Source organism: Vibrio sp. 10N.286.51.E5 (assembly GCF_041469125.1).
Classification (GTDB): Bacteria; Pseudomonadota; Gammaproteobacteria; order Enterobacterales; family Vibrionaceae; genus Vibrio; species Vibrio crassostreae_C.
Genome location: NZ_JBFRJZ010000004.1, coordinates 1 through 21,194 on the forward strand (window position 1 = coordinate 1; position 21,194 = coordinate 21,194).

At 42.4% G+C, this 21,194-nt stretch carries 20 protein-coding genes; 4 read left to right on the top strand and 16 right to left on the bottom strand.

Going from position 1 to position 21,194, the window contains the following annotated elements; genetic code table 11:
* Positions 1-176: 176 nt before the first annotated feature.
* The 6 genes from AB4161_RS00400 to AB4161_RS00425 all read right to left on the bottom strand — a co-directional run bounded on the left by AB4161_RS00400 (position 177) and on the right by AB4161_RS00425 (position 6,193).
* Complete coding sequence (locus tag AB4161_RS00400; RefSeq protein WP_016790227.1) at positions 177-773, bottom strand: tyrosine-type recombinase/integrase; 597 nt, start codon at positions 771-773, stop codon at positions 177-179.
* 246 nt (positions 774-1,019) lie between these two features.
* Complete coding sequence (locus AB4161_RS00405) at positions 1,020-1,922, bottom strand: DMT family transporter (protein ID WP_372010926.1); 903 nt, start codon at positions 1,920-1,922, stop codon at positions 1,020-1,022.
* A gap of 96 nt (positions 1,923-2,018) precedes the next feature.
* Complete coding sequence (locus AB4161_RS00410; protein WP_102319964.1) at positions 2,019-2,732, bottom strand: AraC family transcriptional regulator; 714 nt, start codon at positions 2,730-2,732, stop codon at positions 2,019-2,021.
* 471 nt (positions 2,733-3,203) lie between these two features.
* A complete protein-coding gene (locus tag AB4161_RS00415) occupies positions 3,204-4,244 on the bottom strand; it encodes a DUF2860 family protein (RefSeq protein WP_102319965.1) in 1,041 nt (346 codons plus the stop codon).
* A gap of 82 nt (positions 4,245-4,326) precedes the next feature.
* Positions 4,327-5,562, bottom strand: coding sequence for a HAMP domain-containing sensor histidine kinase (locus AB4161_RS00420; protein WP_240800853.1), 1,236 nt, complete (start codon positions 5,560-5,562; stop codon positions 4,327-4,329).
* Complete coding sequence (locus AB4161_RS00425) at positions 5,531-6,193, bottom strand: response regulator transcription factor (RefSeq protein ID WP_102319967.1); 663 nt, start codon at positions 6,191-6,193, stop codon at positions 5,531-5,533. Before AB4161_RS00425 ends, AB4161_RS00420 begins: the two co-directional genes overlap by 32 nt.
* Positions 6,194-6,296: 103 nt before the next feature.
* Here AB4161_RS00425 and AB4161_RS00430 point away from each other — a divergent pair, with 103 nt between their 5' ends.
* Positions 6,297-7,427, top strand: coding sequence for a fumarylacetoacetate hydrolase family protein (locus AB4161_RS00430; RefSeq protein WP_102319968.1), 1,131 nt, complete (start codon positions 6,297-6,299; stop codon positions 7,425-7,427).
* Positions 7,428-7,771: 344 nt separating this feature from the next.
* On the opposite strand, the gene grxB is transcribed toward AB4161_RS00430, so the two are convergent.
* The 5 genes from grxB to AB4161_RS00455 all read right to left on the bottom strand — a co-directional run bounded on the left by grxB (position 7,772) and on the right by AB4161_RS00455 (position 12,018).
* Positions 7,772-8,407: a glutaredoxin 2 gene (gene grxB / locus AB4161_RS00435; protein ID WP_102393955.1), complete on the bottom strand. Its 636-nt coding sequence runs from the start codon at positions 8,405-8,407 to the stop codon at positions 7,772-7,774.
* Between the two features lie 27 nt (positions 8,408-8,434).
* The gene (locus AB4161_RS00440) at positions 8,435-9,460 is read right to left on the bottom strand and encodes a zinc-binding alcohol dehydrogenase family protein (protein WP_102393956.1); all 1,026 of its coding nucleotides are present in this window, start codon (positions 9,458-9,460) and stop codon (positions 8,435-8,437) included.
* 144 nt (positions 9,461-9,604) lie between these two features.
* Positions 9,605-10,372: a glycine betaine ABC transporter substrate-binding protein gene (locus AB4161_RS00445; RefSeq protein WP_102394014.1), complete on the bottom strand. Its 768-nt coding sequence runs from the start codon at positions 10,370-10,372 to the stop codon at positions 9,605-9,607.
* A 202-nt stretch (positions 10,373-10,574) separates the two neighbouring features.
* Entirely contained in the window at positions 10,575-11,657 is a 1,083-nt protein-coding gene (locus tag AB4161_RS00450) for an L-dopachrome tautomerase-related protein (RefSeq protein ID WP_102393957.1), read from the bottom strand.
* 70 nt (positions 11,658-11,727) lie between these two features.
* Positions 11,728-12,018 carry a putative quinol monooxygenase gene (locus tag AB4161_RS00455; protein WP_102281769.1) on the bottom strand — a complete coding sequence of 97 codons (291 nt, stop codon included), beginning with the start codon at positions 12,016-12,018 and terminating at the stop codon, positions 11,728-11,730.
* 377 nt (positions 12,019-12,395) lie between these two features.
* Here AB4161_RS00455 and AB4161_RS00460 point away from each other — a divergent pair, with 377 nt between their 5' ends.
* Positions 12,396-13,313: a LysR family transcriptional regulator gene (locus tag AB4161_RS00460; protein ID WP_102319970.1), complete on the top strand. Its 918-nt coding sequence runs from the start codon at positions 12,396-12,398 to the stop codon at positions 13,311-13,313.
* A gap of 15 nt (positions 13,314-13,328) precedes the next feature.
* Here the strand turns inward: AB4161_RS00460 and AB4161_RS00465 are convergent, their stop codons facing one another.
* Complete coding sequence (locus tag AB4161_RS00465) at positions 13,329-14,069, bottom strand: sulfite exporter TauE/SafE family protein (protein ID WP_102281773.1); 741 nt, start codon at positions 14,067-14,069, stop codon at positions 13,329-13,331.
* A 77-nt stretch (positions 14,070-14,146) separates the two neighbouring features.
* A complete protein-coding gene (locus AB4161_RS00470; RefSeq protein WP_102281775.1) occupies positions 14,147-14,437 on the bottom strand; it encodes a putative quinol monooxygenase in 291 nt (96 codons plus the stop codon).
* A 246-nt stretch (positions 14,438-14,683) separates the two neighbouring features.
* Between AB4161_RS00470 and AB4161_RS00475 the strand changes: the two genes are divergently transcribed.
* Both AB4161_RS00475 and AB4161_RS00480 read left to right on the top strand, forming a co-directional pair.
* Positions 14,684-15,712 carry a radical SAM protein gene (locus tag AB4161_RS00475; protein ID WP_102281777.1) on the top strand — a complete coding sequence of 343 codons (1,029 nt, stop codon included), beginning with the start codon at positions 14,684-14,686 and terminating at the stop codon, positions 15,710-15,712.
* Positions 15,713-15,728: 16 nt separating this feature from the next.
* The gene (locus AB4161_RS00480; RefSeq protein WP_102281779.1) at positions 15,729-16,277 is read left to right on the top strand and encodes a DUF1349 domain-containing protein; all 549 of its coding nucleotides are present in this window, start codon (positions 15,729-15,731) and stop codon (positions 16,275-16,277) included.
* Between the two features lie 184 nt (positions 16,278-16,461).
* Here the strand turns inward: AB4161_RS00480 and gmtX are convergent, their stop codons facing one another.
* Genes gmtX through gmtY form a run of 3 tightly spaced genes read right to left on the bottom strand, consistent with a single transcriptional unit; the run spans position 16,462 to position 21,153 of the window.
* The gene (gene gmtX, locus AB4161_RS00485; RefSeq protein WP_102319972.1) at positions 16,462-17,100 is read right to left on the bottom strand and encodes a gamma-mobile-trio protein GmtX; all 639 of its coding nucleotides are present in this window, start codon (positions 17,098-17,100) and stop codon (positions 16,462-16,464) included.
* Positions 17,093-19,681 carry an integrase family protein gene (locus AB4161_RS00490; RefSeq protein WP_102319973.1) on the bottom strand — a complete coding sequence of 863 codons (2,589 nt, stop codon included), beginning with the start codon at positions 19,679-19,681 and terminating at the stop codon, positions 17,093-17,095. The genes gmtX and AB4161_RS00490 overlap by 8 nt, the downstream gene beginning before the upstream one ends.
* Positions 19,678-21,153 carry a gamma-mobile-trio recombinase GmtY gene (gene gmtY, locus AB4161_RS00495; protein WP_102319974.1) on the bottom strand — a complete coding sequence of 492 codons (1,476 nt, stop codon included), beginning with the start codon at positions 21,151-21,153 and terminating at the stop codon, positions 19,678-19,680. The genes AB4161_RS00490 and gmtY overlap by 4 nt, the downstream gene beginning before the upstream one ends.
* Between the last annotated feature and the right edge of the window lie 41 nt (positions 21,154-21,194).

Here is a 21,194-nt window from a genome sequence, read left to right on the forward strand (position 1 = left end):
TCCAACGTTTAATTTAAGCTCGTGTATACCTAATCTGTTCAAGGTCCTCTAAACCTTGGACAGATTAGTAGTATTTGCACTTAACGTATTGAAAATAATCAAGTGTAGCGGTGAATGGGTAACAACTTTCAGCGTAATAGCAATTGAAACACCTAAGTATTTAGGTTCCTTTTCGATTAACACTCAGTACCTTCTGAAAGCAACAATGCATCTTCTAATTCAACCCCAAGATAGCGGATTGTATTATCTACCTTGGTATGACCAAGTAGTAGCTGCACCGCTCGGATATTTTTCGTTTTTGCGTAGACTAACGTCGCTTTTGTTCGCCTCATCGAGTGAGTGCCATACAAGTTAGGATCCAACCCCAGATTAGAAGCCCATCTCCTCACTAAGTATCGATAGTACGAATAGCTAATCGGTTGTTGCTTTCGCCTTTGGCTTGGGAAAATAAAATTGCTGTCATGTAGCGAAGCCATCAAAATCCATTTCATTAGACTCTGTTGAGTTCTTGTCGTTATCTCAAATTGAACTTCAATATCTGTTTTGCGCTGGATATGCTTAACGCGTTTAAATATCCTATCTTGCGAAGATACATCGCAAACTCTGAGAACGAGCAAGTCACTTGCTCTAAGTTTGCTATCAATAGCTAAGTTGAGCAACGCAAGCTGCATCAAATTATTTTCAATTTCTAATCTGGTTCTGATCCGCCAAACTTCCTCAAGCCGAAAAGGCTTTTTGACGCCACTTCGTTTCGTTTTGTTGAAAACTACCATGATGACCTCCTTTTTAATTTGGTCATCACGATTGTAGTTGGAAGGAAATGGACATTTCTGAGTTAGCGACTTTGCTAATTTAATAACATGCGAATAATTCTAGGTATTGGAAAATCGCTTGGTAAGGTGTCTAATTTCGTGGTGCGGCTCGATATCGAGCCATCAACCACTTTAGTAGTCAGTCTAGTGCTTAACATAGTAAACAATTAAGCATGATAGTATCCATGAGTGTTTGTTCGTGGGTGGCTACCTGTCTTTTACTTGAATCAACAAACAAATGAGGATTAAACCGATACCACTCCAACCAAGCAGCGGTATCGACTCGCCAACCACCACCACAGCTAAAGCTGCTGCTACAACAGGCTCAAAAAGCGTAATCAAACTTGCACTGCTTGCGGTCACAAACCTTAGGCCAAATCCATAAGCAATATAACCTAAACCCATTGGAATCAAAGCCATATAGCCAACTACCAGAATATTGGTTGTTGATGCAAAAAGGTTTTCGCCAGTGACCAAAAGTGTTGGGAGCAAAATTAATGAACCAAAACCAAAAATACAGCCTAAAGCCGATTGGGATTCGACACCCTGTTCAATGAGTGTTTTAGCAACCCATGAATAGACGGCATAAAATAAACCCGCCATAAGACCCAACAAGATGCCAATCAGTCTTAAGTTACTGACTGTATCGGTTGCATATGACTCTGAGAAAACTAACAACATGATGCCTGCAATTCCGACAGAGAAGCTTAGCAACCATTTTTTCGTGATGTTTTTACCTTTGCTAAATAGACACTCAAGTAAAACCGCAAAAAACGGTGCTGTAGCAATAGAAATCACGGTACCAATTGCGACACCAGCCAGCCTCATGGAGGAATAAAATGCTAATGGATAAGCAGCTAAAGCAATTGCACTAATCGCCAATTTCCTCTTATGATTCAGAATCTTTTTGAAATCATGTCGAAGTTGCTTGCGAGACAGTGCGACTTGAAAAAGCCCACCAACCCCCATTGAAAAAGCACCTATTGCCAGAGAACTGATATCTGGAGCTAAACTAGCGACTGTGCCAGTAGTGCCCCATAAGATTGAAGCAAACAGTATCGAGAAAATGCCGAGCTGATAGGAAGTATAGCGATTGTACAACATAAATATATCTACCGAGGAACTGATAACAAGGCAGAAATCTTAGGCGATTAATCACATCATGTATTTGCTAAAAGGACGCAATAGTTGCTTAAATAGACCAACTCAAGAACGAGCGAACGCTCTTGGTGACATTCCATAGTAGGTGGAAAAACGTCGACTAAAAGCTGAAAGGTCACTGTATCCTACTCGTTCAGCTATTAACTGCACAGGTAAGTCAGTATGGGTCAGCAGTGCCTTAGCCTTTTCCATACGTTGCTCAGTGATGTATTTGAACACACTCATTCCTATGTTTTCTTTAAAAAGCTTCTTGAACTGGGTTGGACTAAGATATATAGCCTTAGCAAGCGATTGAATAGTTAGAGGCTCGGCTAGCCGTTTGCTGATCATGTTCTGCACTGCACGAATTCGTGGATCGCTCGTTCGAGACAACTCTTGCTGTCCCAGCAATAAAGTAAAAATATTGACTATAGAGGCTTCAATTTGATTATCCACCTGATATTCAAGTTGCTTTTCAACAAAATGAAGAAAGCTCAACAAAGGGGGAGAGGTTGAAAAAACGGCTAACTCCTCACTGATCAAATGTGAAGGAAGTTGATCATAATCAGCTACAATGAATCGTGCGGCTTCATCAGCAGTAAATCCATGTGCTATTCCTTTTGGGATCACCACGCACTCACCGACACTCACCTTACCCAAGAAACCATTCATATCAATATGAATATTGCCTTGAATAGGCAGTACCAGTTGATGATAGCTATCGTGAACATGGCTACTAAAGTGCTTTGTGTAAGTGCGAATACTTAAACTAGTTTTCATATCAACAACAAGTTAGAAAAAAATAACAGGCATCTTCCGCCACTTTCGCTCATAACAAAAAGTAGGTCAAGCAGACGCTTCACGTAACTTAAAATGGGGCAGTTCTGAGCTAGGTGGCACTATTTGAGAAAAGTGCCACGAGTAAAACTTCAAACCTATGAAGCCTCTGGACAGAAGCGTGTCAGTGATTTTGCTACATTAGCATTTAACGGATTACTTCTATTACAACAAAACCTCCAACCTAGTGGCCAAACTCACCCATCAAATACAATAGGTTGCTCATCTATAGGTACAGACAAAATTTTCAAAGATCGTCCTGAGATCGGGATAGCCAATAAGTTAGAATCACTCTAGATTCGCTATGGAAGTGTCAAAACACGGCGAGTAATCTTCTCTATCAAAATCATAAAAAGAGGTAAATGAAACTGAAGAAGCATCAGTGCCATTTACCCACTTTCAATACGTGGCTTTTCAGAATTGATATTGCATTCCTAAAGTAACCAAGTATTCATCATGGTCATAAAAATCAATGTTAGCGTCAGTGATGTCCCACCCACCTCTCGCAATGAAAAGTGTATTCTTCCAATCAAATGGCATCGCATATATGTATGTCGCTGACACACCGAGCTTCGTATCTTCCCGAGTTCGCTTCCAGAGAGGGTTTATGTCGTCAAATTTTTGAAGTCCAACGCTGCCCGCTAGCATTGTAATATGTCGCCCGTTTCTTAGTTGAAACTCAGCTTCTGTACTAATACGCTGGCTCTTTAATGCCGAACCTGAAGCATCAACATCTAGGTAATTGATCAACCACTCGATTCCCCACGACTCATTTAAGTCAGTCATGTAATTTAGTTCAACATAGCTAAGGTTCGAATTTCTAGAGAGCGCTGCTAAACTGTCTTCTTGGTCTAGCAAATACTTCCCGCGAGCAAGTTCAAGAGACCAATCTGAACCCAAAACTCGGTCATAATTTAAAACAAGACCTTTCACAGCAGCGTTTGTTGTCGTTCTATCTGATTTCAATTGATAAGGGTTTTTCCAGACTTCTTTCTCCAACAATCCCGGGACCACACCAATCGCTATATTTGAGCCGTCAGTCAAATAATGACGATATCCAGCTTGTGTGTAAAAGTCGCTCGCCATTCCAACAATATCAGTTTTAAAATACACTTCATTTGAATCATCAAAACGATAGTTAAGATCCCAAAAAGGAATAACAATAGCTTCACTCTGCCGGTCTTGAGAACTCGAATAATCAGTGATTTTAGCTTCAGAATCGGTATCCATCACCGAGTTAGTACCATCGACCCCCGTAAAAAGACTGACACTACCATGAAAGCCAGTTGTGTTTTGTTCCTCTGCATACACTGCAGAACTAGCCAACACGCATCCAACCGCCAACAGCTTAAGGTAACCTTTTAGTGAGAATAACTTGGTCGCCTTGTTTCTCTGTTTAGAACTCAACGAAGGCGTAAATAAAACTGGGTGAACTAACAAGTTTGAGTGAATCATCGTACTATCCTTATGTGCTTAGATAGCCAGACTCTACTTAGGCTTGTGTCACAACAAAGTCACAACTCACTGATTAACTTATTTAGAAATAAATCACAGCCTTCGCTTTGTGAGATGTCACCGACAAATGATAGCGCCAGTTGGCACTCTTACAGACAGCTGAAATGATTTCATCTCCATGACCAAAGCCTTGCCCATCGTGTTCCCTAACATCATTTCCAATCACAAGTCGTCGTCCTTTTAACTGGATGAATATATAGCTATCGGTGTAACTCATCGCATTACGGATAAGATTCGCGATAATGACCTTTGCAAAATAACTTTCTATTTCAACATCCGACAGCAAAACTTGGTCTAGTTGGATACTTCGACCAGAAAGCAAAAAGTGATGCTGCTCGATCGTTTCATTAATGACTGCCTGTAATGACTTTTTAGGCTGAATCCCCTTTTCTTCCCGACCGAGTAACAAAAAGGTATTGATCAAGTTATCCATCTCTTTATTTGCGACTTGAACACGGCTGATTATTTGCCGTTTTTTATCATTAACTTCTGCGATTTGTAGCAGATCGGTCGCCCCTAGAATCACATTAACCGGCGTTCGTAATTCATGGCTGGCAAAGCGAGTAAACTGTTGCTCTCGCTTCAAAAAGGATTGAATCCTAGAATAGGATTGGTGATAAGTCCGATACAGTGCCCCAATTTCATCTTTACGCGACGAAATGGCACTATCATTAACGTTGTCAGACGGGTGTTGAATTTGATGGACCAAAAGGTCAATTGGACCGCTAAAATAACCTGACAGTAAGTGGGCAGCAACCAGTCCCAAAACAAACACAACGACCATCATGTACCCAACATAAGCCATCACTCCTTCGCCATAATCGACCATGTGGGGATCCAGTTCAGGGAAATAGACAAAGTGAAGCCACTTTTGTTGGAACGGTGACATAAAAGTCACCGTATGAGCATCGCTGAGCTCAAATTCTTCTATCCCTATGTTTGTTATACCTTCAAGAAAACTCGGTTTGTTATCGTCTTCAAATTGGTATACAGCAAGGAAATTATCTTCCGGGCTAGTCCAGTCTCCGGTCACTAACGATGTTTGTATCCATTGCTGTTGTAGCAACTTTACGCGTTGGTTAATAAAACTGTCGGCGGCAATTTCGGTAGCCGCCCACGCAATCACTCCGATCGCAATGACCACGAGTAACATCAAAGCCGACATCACGGTAAAGACTTGATGCCTAAAGTGACCAAAGTACCATTGTATAAATGAGTTTTTCACATTAAACAGCATTAAGTCGATATCCTTGGCCACGTTCTGTAACCAGCACCCCTTCTGGCAATGCCTTTCTCAGACGGTATATTTGAGTGCGTAATGCGCTCGTTTCTTCGGGCTCATCGCCTTTCCAGATTTCATACGCAATGTCTTGATTACCGACGAGTTTTGGGGCTTTTTTTATGAGTAAACAAACGATACGTTTTTGAGTTGGGTCTAAAGCAATTTTTTCATCATTAGCCGTGACAGTATCGGTACCGACATCATAAACCAAACCACCATATCGAAACTCTGGGCTTAAGCGGCGTTGATTTCTCGCCTCGAGTGCTTCAACTCTAGCGTAAAGCTCTTGTAGCTCAAACGGCTTCACCAAATAGTCATCCGCGCCGGCTTTGAAGCCTGCTAATTTATCCTCAAGCGTATCCCTCGCGGTCAAAAAGATAATTGGTATATCAGCGTGACGACCCGCACGAATAGCACTGCAAGCCGTTAAACCGTTCATTACTGGCATCATAATATCCAATATTATTAGATCAAAGCGCGACTCATCCAACAATTGAATGGCGGCCTGCCCATTATAAGCAAAGTCAATATCGTGACCAAAGAGCTCTAAATAATCACCTAAATTAGCTGCGGTTGCGTGGTTGTCTTCTGCGACAAGTATTCTCATGTAATTTCCTTTTCAATGACTACTGTATTAGCGCGAAGATTGGTGACGTAATTGTGACATTGGCAAGCGTACTGTGATCACATCAACCAAACGGAGAGTTAAAATGAAAGTATCACCAAAACTAATCAGTTTCACAGCACTATTCGCTTTGTCGTCAATCAATTATGCTCATTCGACGGAAATCGCGCCCTCTGACGTTGCCCTTACACTCGCACAAGTACTCAACCCATCAGGTCAAACCCATACGTATTTAGTCACTGAATCTACGGGAAAAAGTGTAAAAGCGATCAATCTAAGTGACCATTTTGACTATTACCCGAGCGAAGCACTAAGCTTTATCGACCGATACGGCTATAGCACTTTGTCTGACGTACATTACGACCTCCCAGTCACATCCCTAGACTACAAACAACTACTCGCAGCAGGTGGGCAAGGATCTGAGCATATCGCAGCAGGCACTAACTACTTAGAGCATGGTGAAGAAGCAGATATTGACGAAGTCTTCCTATTTCCTAAGTTTTCCAAGCCAACACCAAACCACACCAAGATCCGCTACCAAAAGGATGTGCTTCTGGATTACGAGGTAGAGCTGTGTATGAGGTGGATTAAACCTATAAATAGCCCTGAACAAAGCGATGGTTATGCGGGGCTATTTGTATGTGGTGACTTTACTGACAGAGCGGAGCTGTTGCGGAAGATTGATGTCGACAACGTTACATCAGGTCATGGATTTAGTGATGCGAAAAGTGGACAATCACGCTTCCCAACCGGACCTTACATTGTGGTTCCCAAAGATTGGAACTCCTTCTTAAAAAGCGTGTTGCTAACCACCTATGTCAATGGTGAGCAGCGCCAACAAACCGCTGCTTCCGAAATGATTCGTGACCCCAAATCTCTTATTGAGATGATTCTAGAAAAGGGAGAACAGCCTATCTGGCGATATCAAGGTCAAGGCGTCACGTTATTCGACCAACAAGGGATTAATCCAAACCAAAATCTAGTGACAGGTACGCCGGCGGGTGTCGTTTACAACACCCCTGGGTGGGGTTATAGAATATCGAAATCCATCAAGTGGATCGTAACCTTTTCATTCTTAGATTCTGGTCCGGTAGACTATATTTTGGAGCAATACATCGAAGAAAGCTTTGATAACAAAAGTTACTTGCAAGCTGGAGATAAGGTGCAGCTCACCGGTACCTATCTGGGAAGCATAGACGTCGATATTACCAACTAGACACCCAAACTAACGACACTTTAATCTTAGCTTGCTCATTGTTTGCTGAACTCCATAAATACGCGTGCCTGATTAGTCGGCGCGTGTATCAATAAAACTTCTGGACATTTTCGTGTTTGGGATTTTGCTAAATTAGAAATAAATGAATAACTACAGGTATGGAAAATCACGTCGTAAAGATTTCCAACCTGCCTTGAGGTTACTTCTAGGGGAAGAGGAATAGTAATGAGTAAAAAGAAATCACAGGTTTTACTGTTTTTAAGTTTGACTGGTTATATTAATAAAAAAAACGAGCTACCATCTTGATAACTCGGGCCTAATTAATACGCTTTCGTCCAACCAGTCTAGACAGTTAGTATACTAGCACCTAGCTCATTACTGTTTGTTTCCAGCCATAACTTAAGCTCTTGCGGCCAAGTAACGGTGGGCTCAACAAAGAAGCCGCGCAGTAGCGAGAAGTAGATAGCCTGATCAACCAGAGGCAGTGGTGATTTACCCGCATTCGGTTGGATCAACGCTTCAGCGTTAAGCAACTGTGCGTTTACATCTGCAACAATTTGCTCTGTGCTTTCTAACAGGCGAACAAAGTTCAGCTCTTCTGTCTCTTTCTTCGCTTGCCATGCAGTAACACTTGCTTCAGTCGCGAACTCTTTTAGATTCAGTTTCGTCCAGCGAGGGTAGCCAATTCTTTGAATCAAAGGGAATGCCTCACGCTGAAATGCCAACGTCTCTTCTGATGGTGCGGCTACCGCATCAATACCAGCTTGCTCGATAAAGTAAGCAATGATATCCATGCTTTCCGCCATCACGCTGCCATCCGTTTTCTCCAAAACTGGCACCATTTTTTGACCGATTAAATCAATCAGAGTTTGCGCATCAGCATAATCTACAACTTGGTATTCAACGTTAAGCTTCAGTGCATTAGCAACATAAACAACACGGGCACAAAATGGACAATGCTCGTAGATATACAGTTTCATCAAAAATCCCGTTTTTATAAGTCTGAGTTAGTATTTAATTGCAGTTTTGCCAATTGACGCGCTGCTTTCGATACGTTGGTGTGCGTCTTTTAACGTCTCAACACCAAAGCCATTTAATGTTGTAGTGAGTGTTGATTTAATGCGGCCAGCATCAATCAAGTTTGCCGCTTGGAACAGGATATCTTGCTGCTTCTGGATATCGTCAGTGTTAAACAGCGAGCGAGTAAACATCAGCTCCCAGATAAAGCCAGCTGATTTGCCTTGTAGTTTTGATAGGTCAACACCACCATCAAATTCTACAATTGAGCTGATCATGCCTTGCGGAGCAATCAGCTCAACCATTGCATCCCAGTGACCTTTGGTATCTGCAACGTTGAAGATGTAGTCAACATGCTGAATGCCCTGCTCACGTACCGACTCCACTAGATTGCGGTGATTCACAACATGGTCAGCGCCCATATCTCTTACCCACTGCTCGGTCTCTGGTCTTGAAGCAGTCGCAATCACTGTTAGGTTAGTAAGCTGTTTCGCCAGTTGAACCGTAATCGAACCAACACCACCTGCGCCACCAATGATCAGAATAGATTTCTTCTCTTCTGGACGAACGCGTAGGCGATCAAACAAGGCTTCCCAACCTGTCAATGTAGCGAGAGGCATAACGGCTGCTGATTCGTCAGAAAGGCTTTTTGGTGCGTGAGCTGTAATTCGGTAATCAACCGCTTGGTACTCAGCATTTGCGCCCATACGAGTCACATCACCTGCGTAATAAACACGGTCACCAATCTCGAAGCCTGAAACATTGTCGCCTTTAGCAACCACTTCACCCACCGCGTCATAGCCCAATACTTTTGGTTGCTCTAGGGTTTTATCTTGTGCGTTGCGGATACGGATTTTTGCATCTGCTGGGTTAATCGAGGTCGCACTTACTTTTACAAGCAGGTCATTATCTTTTAACTCTGGCAGGCTTGTTTCAAACTCGAACAAGCTGTCTTGCTCTGTAATGGCTAGTGATTGAGTAAAACCAATTGCTTTCATTGTTGTTGGTGCTGACATGTTGTTTCTCCTTTGATTGGACACCTTCATCATAGAGATTTTTTACCCTAGATAAACCGCCCAATCTTTTAATTACATTCAATTTATTTTTGACAATAACACTGCTCGACCGGGTAGTGCTGAAATTCTTATCTGTTAACCTAGCTAAATAACACCTTGTGCAACTAACCATTCATACGTCACTTCATCTTGCGGTTTACCCTCACGGCACACTTTATAATCAAGCTCGGCAATAATATCGTTAGAGAAACGTAATGAATCTAAGGTTTTGAGCTGCTCATCAGTAAATAGATTTCTCTTATCCTCTCTCAGTAACAGTACAGCTCGGTCTACAATTCCAAGCAGCCCTTTCGGCTCTTTCAGCTCGCGAATATCATAACGATAGTGAAGAAATTGCGGTTTCCATAACGGCACAATGACCCACTCTTTATTTGCGACGGCATCTTCAAAAGCACTAAAACAGTCGTCTTCACTGCCGGTAAAAAACTCATAGCCAGCTTTACTTAAACCGTACTCTTCCATCATCTGGATAGAGAAGCGAGTGATCCCAGCTCCTGGATTAATACCTTGAATTTTAGGTCTCATTTGCTCGACGACTTCAGGCTTCAATAAATCCGCCACTTCAGCGACTATCTCTTCGGGTACGTAATCCGGTACCCCCCACAATGCGTAAGGTTCATAATGAAGTCCAAGCTCGATTAATGGCTCAACTTTTTCAACATCCGACTTATAGATACCATGGCTCGATGGCAACCAAGCAGAAGAAAGCATATCGATTTCACCCGTTTTCAGTTTTTCAAAATTTTCCTGATGAGGGGAAAAGATTCGCTCAACTTCGAAGCCCATACTTTTCAATACATTGCTAACCAATGAAGCTGTCGTGCGATGAAATGATAAATCTGTTACACCCATTGTGATTTTTTTATTCATTGTTCTTCCGCTCTTATCGTTGCTGATAGATTGATAATACAAGGCACTAGAGCAATCAAAAACAGCCTAATGTTTGATTTATTATCAAAAATAAATTGATAGACACCGATTTACACTTAATAAAAAAGCGCATGCATTGATAAAATACATACGCTTTATATTGACGAGTCTATCTATTGTCGTCTTAATCTAGTTTGATGCGTAACACATGGAACGGTTTGCTCGCACCTTCTTCGCCTTCATTAAGGGCTGGATTTAGATGCAGAGAATTTTGCGTCACGTAGAGGTAACCACCCTGAATTGAGAAGCCATCTGCCCATGACAGCAATTTGTCATCTTGTGCAAACGTCTTGAAGCTCTCACTCGTTACAATGCTCACAGCGTTTTTCTCAACATCGCCGACATAGATATTACCGTTATCGGCAATGATCATGCCGTCACTTGGGCGTTTTTCATTGTAGAACTCGATAGATTGAGCAAGCTCTTTATCTGTCAGCTTCTCGTTTGCAAGCGCACCCGCTGGTAGTCGGTAAATCGCACTGCCATTCACCGTGCCGAAATATACCCACTCGTTTGCAGCATCAATCGTTACTGGGTTCAGTCCAAGGTAAAGCGCATCAGAGCTACCATCTTCACGCTTTGCCCCCATCAGTGAACCATCAATCACCACATCATGCTCTGGTGATAGTAGCGCCTTGTAAGATTCAAGAACGCGGCGAGATTCCCCCGTCTCTAAATCCACAACAACAAACGCAGGTGCTGGGTCACCGAACAAGTTACCAAGGCTGGTATCTGCAATGTACATCTGGTTACGTTTGGTATCTAAAGCGAAATCCTGTAGGAAAGAGTTGCCGACAGTAACATCTTTGCTTATCTCGATGCGTTTAAATAGCTTGTTGTTTACTGTATCCCAAGCCACAATCTGCGCTGAAGCGTCAGCACTGCCCATGTCGAGAATCCAAACCACACCATCTTCGGTACTATCAATACCAATGACTGACGATAGACCAACCTTACCAGTCTCTGGACCATCCGCCCAATCTTCGCTTGGGAAAGGCTGAGTTGAACCATCTTTCATCAGTTCAACAACGCGATATTTTGGACCATCAAGAGGCTGCATTGAAAGGAATGTGCGGCCTTGTTCAGTCACAGTGATGTTCCCAGGGCGGGTGCCGTCAAGCTCAGCGACGACTTCGATCTCTGCTGCTTGAGCGGTATTAAAGAGGGTTGCTACCGCAATGGCTAAAAGTGATTTTACGTTTTTCATTTCATGTACCTTAGTGGGATTCACTTGATTTTGGTTCGTAATAAATGGCTGATACCCATCTAATGTAAAGTTAAGCGATTTGCGTCATTTCATTTAGCGTGAAACTTGCAACACACCCTTCCGTCGCTGCCATGTATTCTGCAAGGTGAGTATTACCCATGTGTGCTTGCCATAGCTCACGAGATACCCAGTTCTCGTAAAACATAAAATGTGCTGGGTTTTCGTTGTCTTGATGAAGGTCGTAGTTAATGCAGCCTTCTTCAGCACGCGTGATATCAATCAGCTTCAATAGCTCTGCTTTAACCAGTTCAACTTTATCTTCGTTCGCAACAATATTTGCAACAATAGTCAATTTAGTCATGTTTAATTCCTTTATCTCTCTACTTGTTAACAACAATAATAACCCTAAAAAAAACAACACCTTATTTCTGTAGCTTGCCGTAAGCACTGGCAACACCAATCAGTGTAGTCAATGAATCGTCATGGATTATCTAATTATTTTTTAAACATTATCTAAAATAAATTGATAATCATAAACGTATGCGCTAGGTCTTGTGTTTAGTCGGGTTTGTTTGAATGAAGCTATGATAGGCGAGTTATTAACAATGAAAAACAGGTTTTAATTTGAATTATTATCAAAAATAATTTGAATGCAGATTGTTCTGTCGTCAAGACTGCTTTATAAATAGTAGAAACGCAGCAAATACTGCTGTCCCTTTTTCTGGTAAAGGTCTCATCATGCTCTTAGAAGATTTACAGGTTATTTTAAAAGTCGCGGAGTTTCGCAGCATCACCGCAGCGGCAACCAGTTTAGATATGCGTACCGCCACAGCGAGTGCAGCGGTAAAGCGCGTTGAGGCATCATTGGGCGCGGAGCTTTTTGTCCGTACAACCCGTCACTTGCGATTGTCCTCTGCTGGGGAGCGTTATTTACCTCAGTGTCAAGAGGCGCTAAAGATGCTTGAGCAGGCCAAAATGAATATGCATGAAGACTTGGGCATTATTGATGGTGAAATTCGTATCGCGCTATCGTCTGATTTGGGGCGTAACCTTATTACTCCTTGGTTAGATGAGTTTTTATTGCAATACCCGAATGTCTCACTGCGTTCAAGTATTAGCGATAGCAATATTGATTTCTACCGTGATTCTGTCGACATGGCTCTGCGCTATGGCTCACCAACCGATGCCAATATGTATGGCTTTAAAATCTGTGATGTACAGAGAGTGCTGTGTGCAAGCCCTAGCTATTTAGCGGAAAATCCAGCCCCCACACAGCCGAACGATCTGCTTGAGCACAATGCGTTGTTTTATCAATTGCACGATGTGTTACAAAATGAGTGGTTATTCAGTCATGAGGGTACGACTCATAAGGTAAAACTGAAAGGCAATCGAGCTTCGAATGATGGGGATCTGGTGAGGCGTTGGTGTGTTGCAGGTAAAGGTGTGGCAATCAAATCGTGCCTTGATATGTCTGATGACCTTTTAGCAGGTCGAGTGGTTAGTATTATGAAGGAGTACAAACCAACGCCGACTGAACTCTGGTTGGTTTGTCCGAGCCGTCAGTCCATCACACCAACGGTTCGGCTGTTAAGAGATTTATTTAGAGAGAGAACGAACGTGATACTTGAGCAATTAGCAGAAAAAAGAGCGCTATAAGATACTGACGATGGCTTATAACGTAGCGACTCCGGAGTACAACATTTTTATAGCCGTAATGAATAATACGCTGTAGCTGATTTTGTAAATCAGCTCTTGAGAGATGATGTTAACCAACCAAACACCGGTTCTCACCCCTATAAATGCAATAGGTACAAGCACGAGTGATGTCATCAAGTTTTGTGTATCGAGTTGTCCCATATAACTGTATGGGACTAACTTAACAAAATTAAGCCCAGCGAAAAACACAACGCTGGTGCCGATAAGTTGCTCTTTAGGCAGTTTCTTGGGTAGCAAATACATGCTTGCTGGCGGTCCCCCTGCATGAGCTATCGTACTCGAAAAACCTGATAATAGGTTTAATGCGTAGCCTTTGATTCGGTTAGGTGAACCTGATTGCTTCAACAATAATTTTTGCCCCAAAAAAGTCAGCGCCAATCCACCAATCATTAGTTCAACAATGTGTGTCGGAAGGCTGCCCATGAAGTAAGAAGCGGCCATAACCCCTAACACAGCAAAAGGCATCATGACTTTGAGTTCGGCATAATTGCAATTTTTACGATGATAAAACAGCGCCATTAGATCCATTCCACATAAAAGTGGCAATAGAATAGCAGCGGCTTGGACAGGCGAAACACTCATTGCCATTAATGGCACCGAGAGCATACCCAAAATCCCTCCAACACCGCCTTTTCCCATCCCATAAAAGAACACAGCAGGTATCGCAGCTAGATAGAACCAGATATCAATAATCATTATTTTCACTACATCGACAGGCAAAAAAAGAAGGTCATGATGACCTTCCTTCCAAACACTACAGAATCAAAAACTATTTATGCGATTTGCGTCATTTCGTTTAGCGTGAAGCTTGCCACTGAGCCTTCTGTTGCTGCCATGTACTCGGCTAGGTGCGTGTTTGCCATGTGTGTCTGCCAAAGTTCACGTGAAGTCCAGTTCTCGTAGAACATGAAGTGTGCTGGGTTCTCGTTATCTTGGTGAAGGTCGTAGTTAATGCAGCCTTCTTCAGCGCGTGTGATGTCGATTAGTTTTAGCAGTTCTGCTTTTACTAGTTCAATTTTGTCTTCATTAGCAACGATGTTTGCAACGATAGTTAACTTGCTCATAGGGTATTCCTCATCATAACGTTATGCAGCTTATCAAACGATGCCTTCGCTGCCTTGTTGGGTTGGATGTATAGTACGACACGCATTCACATCCATAAACAACCTCCCATTTGATTTATTATCAAAAATAGATTGATAATGGATTGTCTATTTTAATTTGATAATAAATCAAACTAGCCCCAGTTTTTACTGTGCTTTAAATTACGTAGCATGCGCTTATTGATTTCATTGATGGATAGATAAGCCATGACACAGATACAATTTCAACAAGGTCCAATACGCCCACCCTCTGAAGCAGACAGTTTGCTGATACGGACAACACAAGGCTGCCCGTGGAATAAATGTAAGTTCTGTACTCTGTTTGAAGGGATGGAGTTCTCTATTCGTCCTGTCGAAGAGATCAAACGTGATATCTGGGCGGCACGAGCCTTCTATAAAAACCGACAGTTTGAGAGCTGTTTTTTGCAAGATGGTGATTCCTTTGCAATGGAAACGGACGATTTACTGGATGTGCTCAATACACTAAAAGAGGCGTTCCCGGAGCTCACACAAATTAGCTCATATGGCAGAGCTCAAACCATGACTAAAAAGTCTCCAGCCGAGATGAGGGCTATCTGCGATGCAGGGTTAAACATGCTGTATTGCGGTATGGAGTCGGGCTCGCTTGAGGTACTCAAGTTGATGAAAAAAGGGATCACCCCTAAGTCAATTTTGAAATCAGCCGAGTACGCGAAGCAGGCGGGTATGAAAATGATGACATTCATCATTCTTGGCTTAGGTGGGAAGGCGTTGTCCGAGCACCATATCGCACAGACTGCCCAGCTATTAAACCAGATTGATCCTGAGGAGATCCGAATATTATCGCTAGCGGTAAAACCTGGTACTGAGTTGGATGATATGGTTCAAAACGGCCAGTTTACGCCACTTTCAGAGCGTGAGATGTTGGAAGAACAATTTCAATTGATCAGCCAATTAGATGGCATCAAAAGCAATTACGGTAATTATCATGGGATAAATTTGCTGACGGAACTCAATGGACAATTTCCGCATGATAAAGAGGCGTTTTTACGTACCATTGATCACTTCATGTTGATGAACGAAAACGATCAAAATAATTTTATTTTAGGTCGTCGTACCCACCACTATGCGACACTGAATGACATGAACAATAAGCTCATGTATGACACGGTGCAGCAACAGCTAAAGCGCATAGAGCAGCAAAAACTTGGCGACCTTGAAGATATTTTTTATAGCCTTCGCCAACGCATGATCTAAACCCAAGGAGTCCGAAATGAAGAATTTAAACGACTGGTACATTCAAAATGAGAACCCAAGCCATTGGTCATTTGATAACGGGCTGTTGTCGATGCAAGTGCAAGAAGGCAATATTTTTGGCGCGGGTTCAAGTGACGTGGATAACATTTTCATCTACCCAGTATCTCAACCCAATTATAGCGCAGAAGTAACCATCACCTTAGAGCCAACCTTGCCATTTGAACAAGCTGGCCTAGGCATTTACTGGGACAACGATAACTACATCAAAATTAGTAAAGAAATGTTCATGGGCGAGCCTTCCATTGTGTTTGTTGTAGAGCAAAATGGTCAACCAGAGATCAAACAACTTAGCACATTTGAAGGCACGACAGCCTCAGTTAAGATAGAAAAAAATGATGGTACTATCACTGCGTTCTTGGAATGTAATCAAAAACGCTCTTGGCAAGTCATTGGCTCTGCGAAGACATTAAACGGCCAAGCAAAAGGACTTATGCTTTATACCTTTAGTGGTAGTTCAAACACACCTAATTTTGCTAAGTTTAGTGAATTTCAACTAATGAGTTGAGCCAATCTGGTATATAGCAATTGACTTTTTGTATTAGTTTTATTTTTGAAAAAGTCATGTTAGTCGGTAGCGCTTAGTGGGATCGAAACACACAATGGGGCAAAACCTTGTTAGGTGATCCGGTAACCGTTAACTCAACTCACTTCCGGGCAAAGCGTCGTCCACAGCCCTACTTCCCCCACACTTAGATTAATTTAAGCACCCCATTCACATAACCTCGCTGGTAAACCTCTATGCCATTTTCATCTTTAACTTGCCCCGTCGGCATCACAACCCATCTTTTTTCATCCATAAACTCGTCAGAAATGGCAAACCGCAGAGCCTCCACTTCTATTGGTGTCAGCTGATTTGAAGTAGCCGCCACCTGAGGCTGAGATTTAGTAGTCCGGTCTATGACAATATCGGCATTCGCTTTTAATACGTTAAGCTGGTCTCTGTATTTGTTCCTCTCCGCAATTAACGAACCGACAACCGCTCGAATGACTGGATCATCGATAGACTCCAGTATGCGTTGGTCATTATTGTTGAGAAGCTGCTTTTGACGCACCGAGAGTGGCTTCTTACGAGTCGTTCCCGAATAGGCTGCCCACGCATCAATCAATTGCTGAAAATGCTTTCCTGTTCGATTACGAATGGTTTGTGTCGAAGGTCCACCTTGTTCTTGAGATAACTTTCCAATCGTGACAATAGAGAAGTCCAATGACTTCATCTGGCTTTGTTGTTCTAGAATTTGGTGCAATGTTCTTAGCGCTGTCGTTGTGCGGGCTGTTGCTCTTGAGCAAAGCTCTTCTAATACGATATGTGGATCAACGGGGCTAGCCATTTTTAGTCACTCCAACTTTGTTTTTCGATAAATCGGCAAGACGTAAAATATTAATTCCGGTTTGAGATTCAATAGCTTTAACCCCAATCTCCAACAAACCCGCGTCTTGTAAATACGTTTCCGTATCAAGATACGATGCGATGAGACCCATCGCTTTGGTTTTATCAAGTTCTCCTGTCGCTTTGAGCATGGCATTAATCATTGCATTGCCCGCTAACAGTTGCGTTTCATCATCAAGTTGCATCAAAAATGGCATGTAACCCGATTGCATTAGCATTGAATTCAACTTGTTTGAACGATGAGTGATCGCGGGTGTTTTTCTTAAATCATCCCGCAGATCGGCGTAAACTTCTGCGTCATCACACAGTTGTATCAATTGCCTAAATTCAGAGTCTGTATCTAGAAAGCTAAAGAAGGGAGAGATCTCGGCATGTGAGCCCATTGCGACGACTTTATCCGCTGTATCTTCTGGCAGGCGCTGCTCTTCGATATTAATGAGCTTACGAATGATCTGAAAACACGCGACTAAGTCTTTACAGTATTCATCCGCACCAATTTTTTGCTTTTCAATGCGTCGATCTATTTGATGCAAATACTCGTATTTTTTGAAAGGCTCATTATTCACCTCACAAAAGTACTCTTCATCCAACAACTCAGCTTGCTCAGCTTCTAATTCTGCTGCGATTTTGGCTGATTCAGAGGCGTGATAGCTAAGGTTGTTAAAGTGAGCGGTTAATGAATGGATGTATTTGATGTCGGTGATAAACCAGCGACAACGGACGCAATTTTCAATTCCATGAGGAACAGGGCCATACAAGTCCGCTTGATTACGATTCGCTTTTTTTAGTTTTTCACCACCATTCCAGCAACCTGCAATTGAAGTGTTTTCCACAAGGGGCGTGGTATTCCCTCCTGCTAAACAAATACCTATCGCTTTTTCCTGCCATCCTGCGGGGTTCCTCACCCTTAGTACCGTGCGCAGCGACTCAATATCTGTATAAGCGGATTTTAAGCCGATCTGCTCTATCGATTTATTGACCAAAAATGAATGCAAGCTTGCGTCGTTTTGTTCTTCAATTTTGCTTTCTGCCACCTGCATTTTTTTCGCCATCATCACAGGCGAGATCTTAGTGTAATGCATCGTCATGATGAGCCTACTGTGACCCACCAGTAATTTGGATAATACCGGCGCGGGGATTTCCCCTTCGATGGTGTAGCAAGTGATAAGCGAGACACGTAATGAATGCAGTGGGAAAAACGTCTTACGATGATTGGTAGGGTCAATAAAATTAACTTTACTACCGTCCGTTAATTTATGGTCATCTTCATGAACATCCTGTTCGAGTTGCGCCATTAAATTAACCCAAAGTGTATTCAAATACCCTTGGGTTATCGGCAATTTCTTTTCACTATTTATGGTGGCGGCGGCATTGCGGAACAAAAAACAAATGTTGCCAATTTCATTGCGCTGAATATCAGTTTTTGTGCTTCCAAAATGTTTGTAATCAAGCTGATGAATAGAGGTTGCTTCCGTAATAGGGTTGTATTTCTGTTGCCAGTTGCGCAGTTTTTCTAGCCAATATAAGACCTCTTCATGCTGCCAAGGGATCACATAGCCTCGCGTGATTTCATCCTTATTCTTATCAGCGGTCTTATTAGTATTAATGTAAAGACCTGTCATCACATCGCCAATGTCTGGTGTGATGATTCGGTGAAATACACCTTTTTGCCAAGGGTGCTTTTCACTGCCTTCAACAAAATCATTCATTTCGTTAGCAACCCAACTTCCACTTTCGTAGCGCCACGTATCGGCTTCACCAGAATCAAGCATACGAACCTGAAAAGTACGTAATGGAAGTTGCAATTTTAGGTACAGTGCCATTGCGCGAACGGGGGACCAAATCACATAAAAATGCTCACCTTTCTTAAACGGTTTTAGCACTCCATCAATTCTAATACTGCGAGGCTTATCTACTTTGATTTTCCGCCATACAAAATCAGGGTCATCTTTATCAATGACAGAGCCGTCAACAATAAACCAGTCTCTTTGATGCCGGCCATTCAATATAAATGCGTCACTTTGCTCAATCGCCCATTTCCAGTCTGAAAAGTTTCCCCTTTCAATCGGACAAAGAGTTTTTCGCAACCGTTTAATGTAGGTATAAGGTAAAGCGTTGTAGACCGTTTCTTGATTTTTAACTGGATTAGACCCCTTTTGAAAAGGGTTTTTGAACATAGCAACCAACTCACCGTCATCATCCGGTTGCGAGTAATATGTGGTTATCACCCAATCGATAAACGAGCACACCTCATTGTTTTGTCGAACCCTGTAGCCTTCCGACAATTCGAATTGACCGAGAAACTGATCATAATCTTGCGGACCCATTTCGAAAAACTCGACGGGATCAATAATAAATTTCGGAACTAAGTATTCATCCAAAAACCGGTCCAATGCATTCTTCTTATGATCAATGCCATACTTCTTTTGATGCAACCACGTCGCCGCAACCTCTCGCCACGTATCCCAACCCGAACCATTCTTTTCGGTGAACCAATTAAATTCATAGTCTATTGATTTCATTTAGTTCGTTTCCCAAATTTTGGCGCTTTACCTGAAAACAAACCGTCGGGATCAATATCTTCGAACCCAGATTCCATAATGGTTTCCCAACTCAGTTCAACATCTTGCTTGAAGTTCGCATACTGCTGACCATCAAGCTTCTGCGTGGCACGCTCGCAAGCAAGTGTGACATCACGGACGCCTGGTTGGGTGTAGATCGACTGAGATAATAGAGAAGAGTGATGCAGTGCTTTCTTAATGAATCGCACATCTACCCCTGCATTAGACATGCGTCTTCCATAGGCATGGCGATGTCCATGAGGTGAACGACCTTCTGGCTTCGATGCAAGTTGACCTATTCTGCCCATACCCGCCGCATAGCTTTGATTGAAAGCATTTAGCGTTAATGCGTTACCTAGTTGCCGTCTAGAAAAAGAAACAAAAGCGTAAGGGTGATTGCGCTGAATAGGGAGCAAAGCAAATAAATATTGCTGCCATAAATAAGCAAACACTTCCCCGTAATAAGAGGGAAACCAATGAAGTTGAATATAGTTATCATCGTGGTCGACCACTTTGGTTTTCCAACCAACTCTGGCGGTACCCGTGAGTTTATTGCGTGGTGTTAGGTGATACTTTTCAGCAAGGTAAGCCGAACGCGTACTTTGTCGTTTTCTACCGACCCAATGATTCGGTGCCTTGCCATCTTCAGGATGATATAAACGAACGGTAACACTATCAGAGTTCATTGGATCAAGAAACACATCATCAACCCACAAATGCAGAGCATCACTCTCTCTAACCCCAGCCCCGTGCATCAACAGCAAAATCAGCTGATCGCGAATGGCAATTCTGGAGTCTCTCGCACTGCCGACACCGTCGATAAAAAAAGATTTAAATAGCTGTTCTGGAAATGAAATCGCGTCTCCGTCCACTTTAATTACGTCTTTCTTCCCACGAACTTTCCTGACCTTTTTCAATAATTCGGGAAGTGCATTTTTTTTTATATGGCCAAGAAAATTGTACTGATTTCTCTTGTGCCACGCGGCGTAATTGAGTCGCTCTTGGTGGGTGGTTGCTTCTTCAAAGTCGTTAAGACTGCTTGTATTTTTATGGATAGAGAGCCAATCCGTTAATCCATTCAATGCAGATAAAAGCTGATTAACGTTGGAGACGGATCGAGGTAACCAAAACAAACCTGATGAATCAAACCCTACTTTGTCGATGGTCCCCGATGATAGCCGTTGTACAAAAGATTGAAATAGAAGGTTCGGTTCTGAGAATAACCCACGATTGACCTCCATGTATTCCAGTAATAACTGGCATGCAAACACAACTCGGTTCATCCAAGGAAGGCTTTTTATATGAGATTGGCTAATAACGTAATCAAGCAAAGGTTCAAATACGCCCTGTTCAGTAATAAGAACAGGAATATTGAGCATTAACCCTGAGTGATCAATCTTGATTTGAGCTTGAACTTTAACGATCGCAGTCATTCAACACCATATCAAACTAAGTTGGTATTAGTAGGTATAGT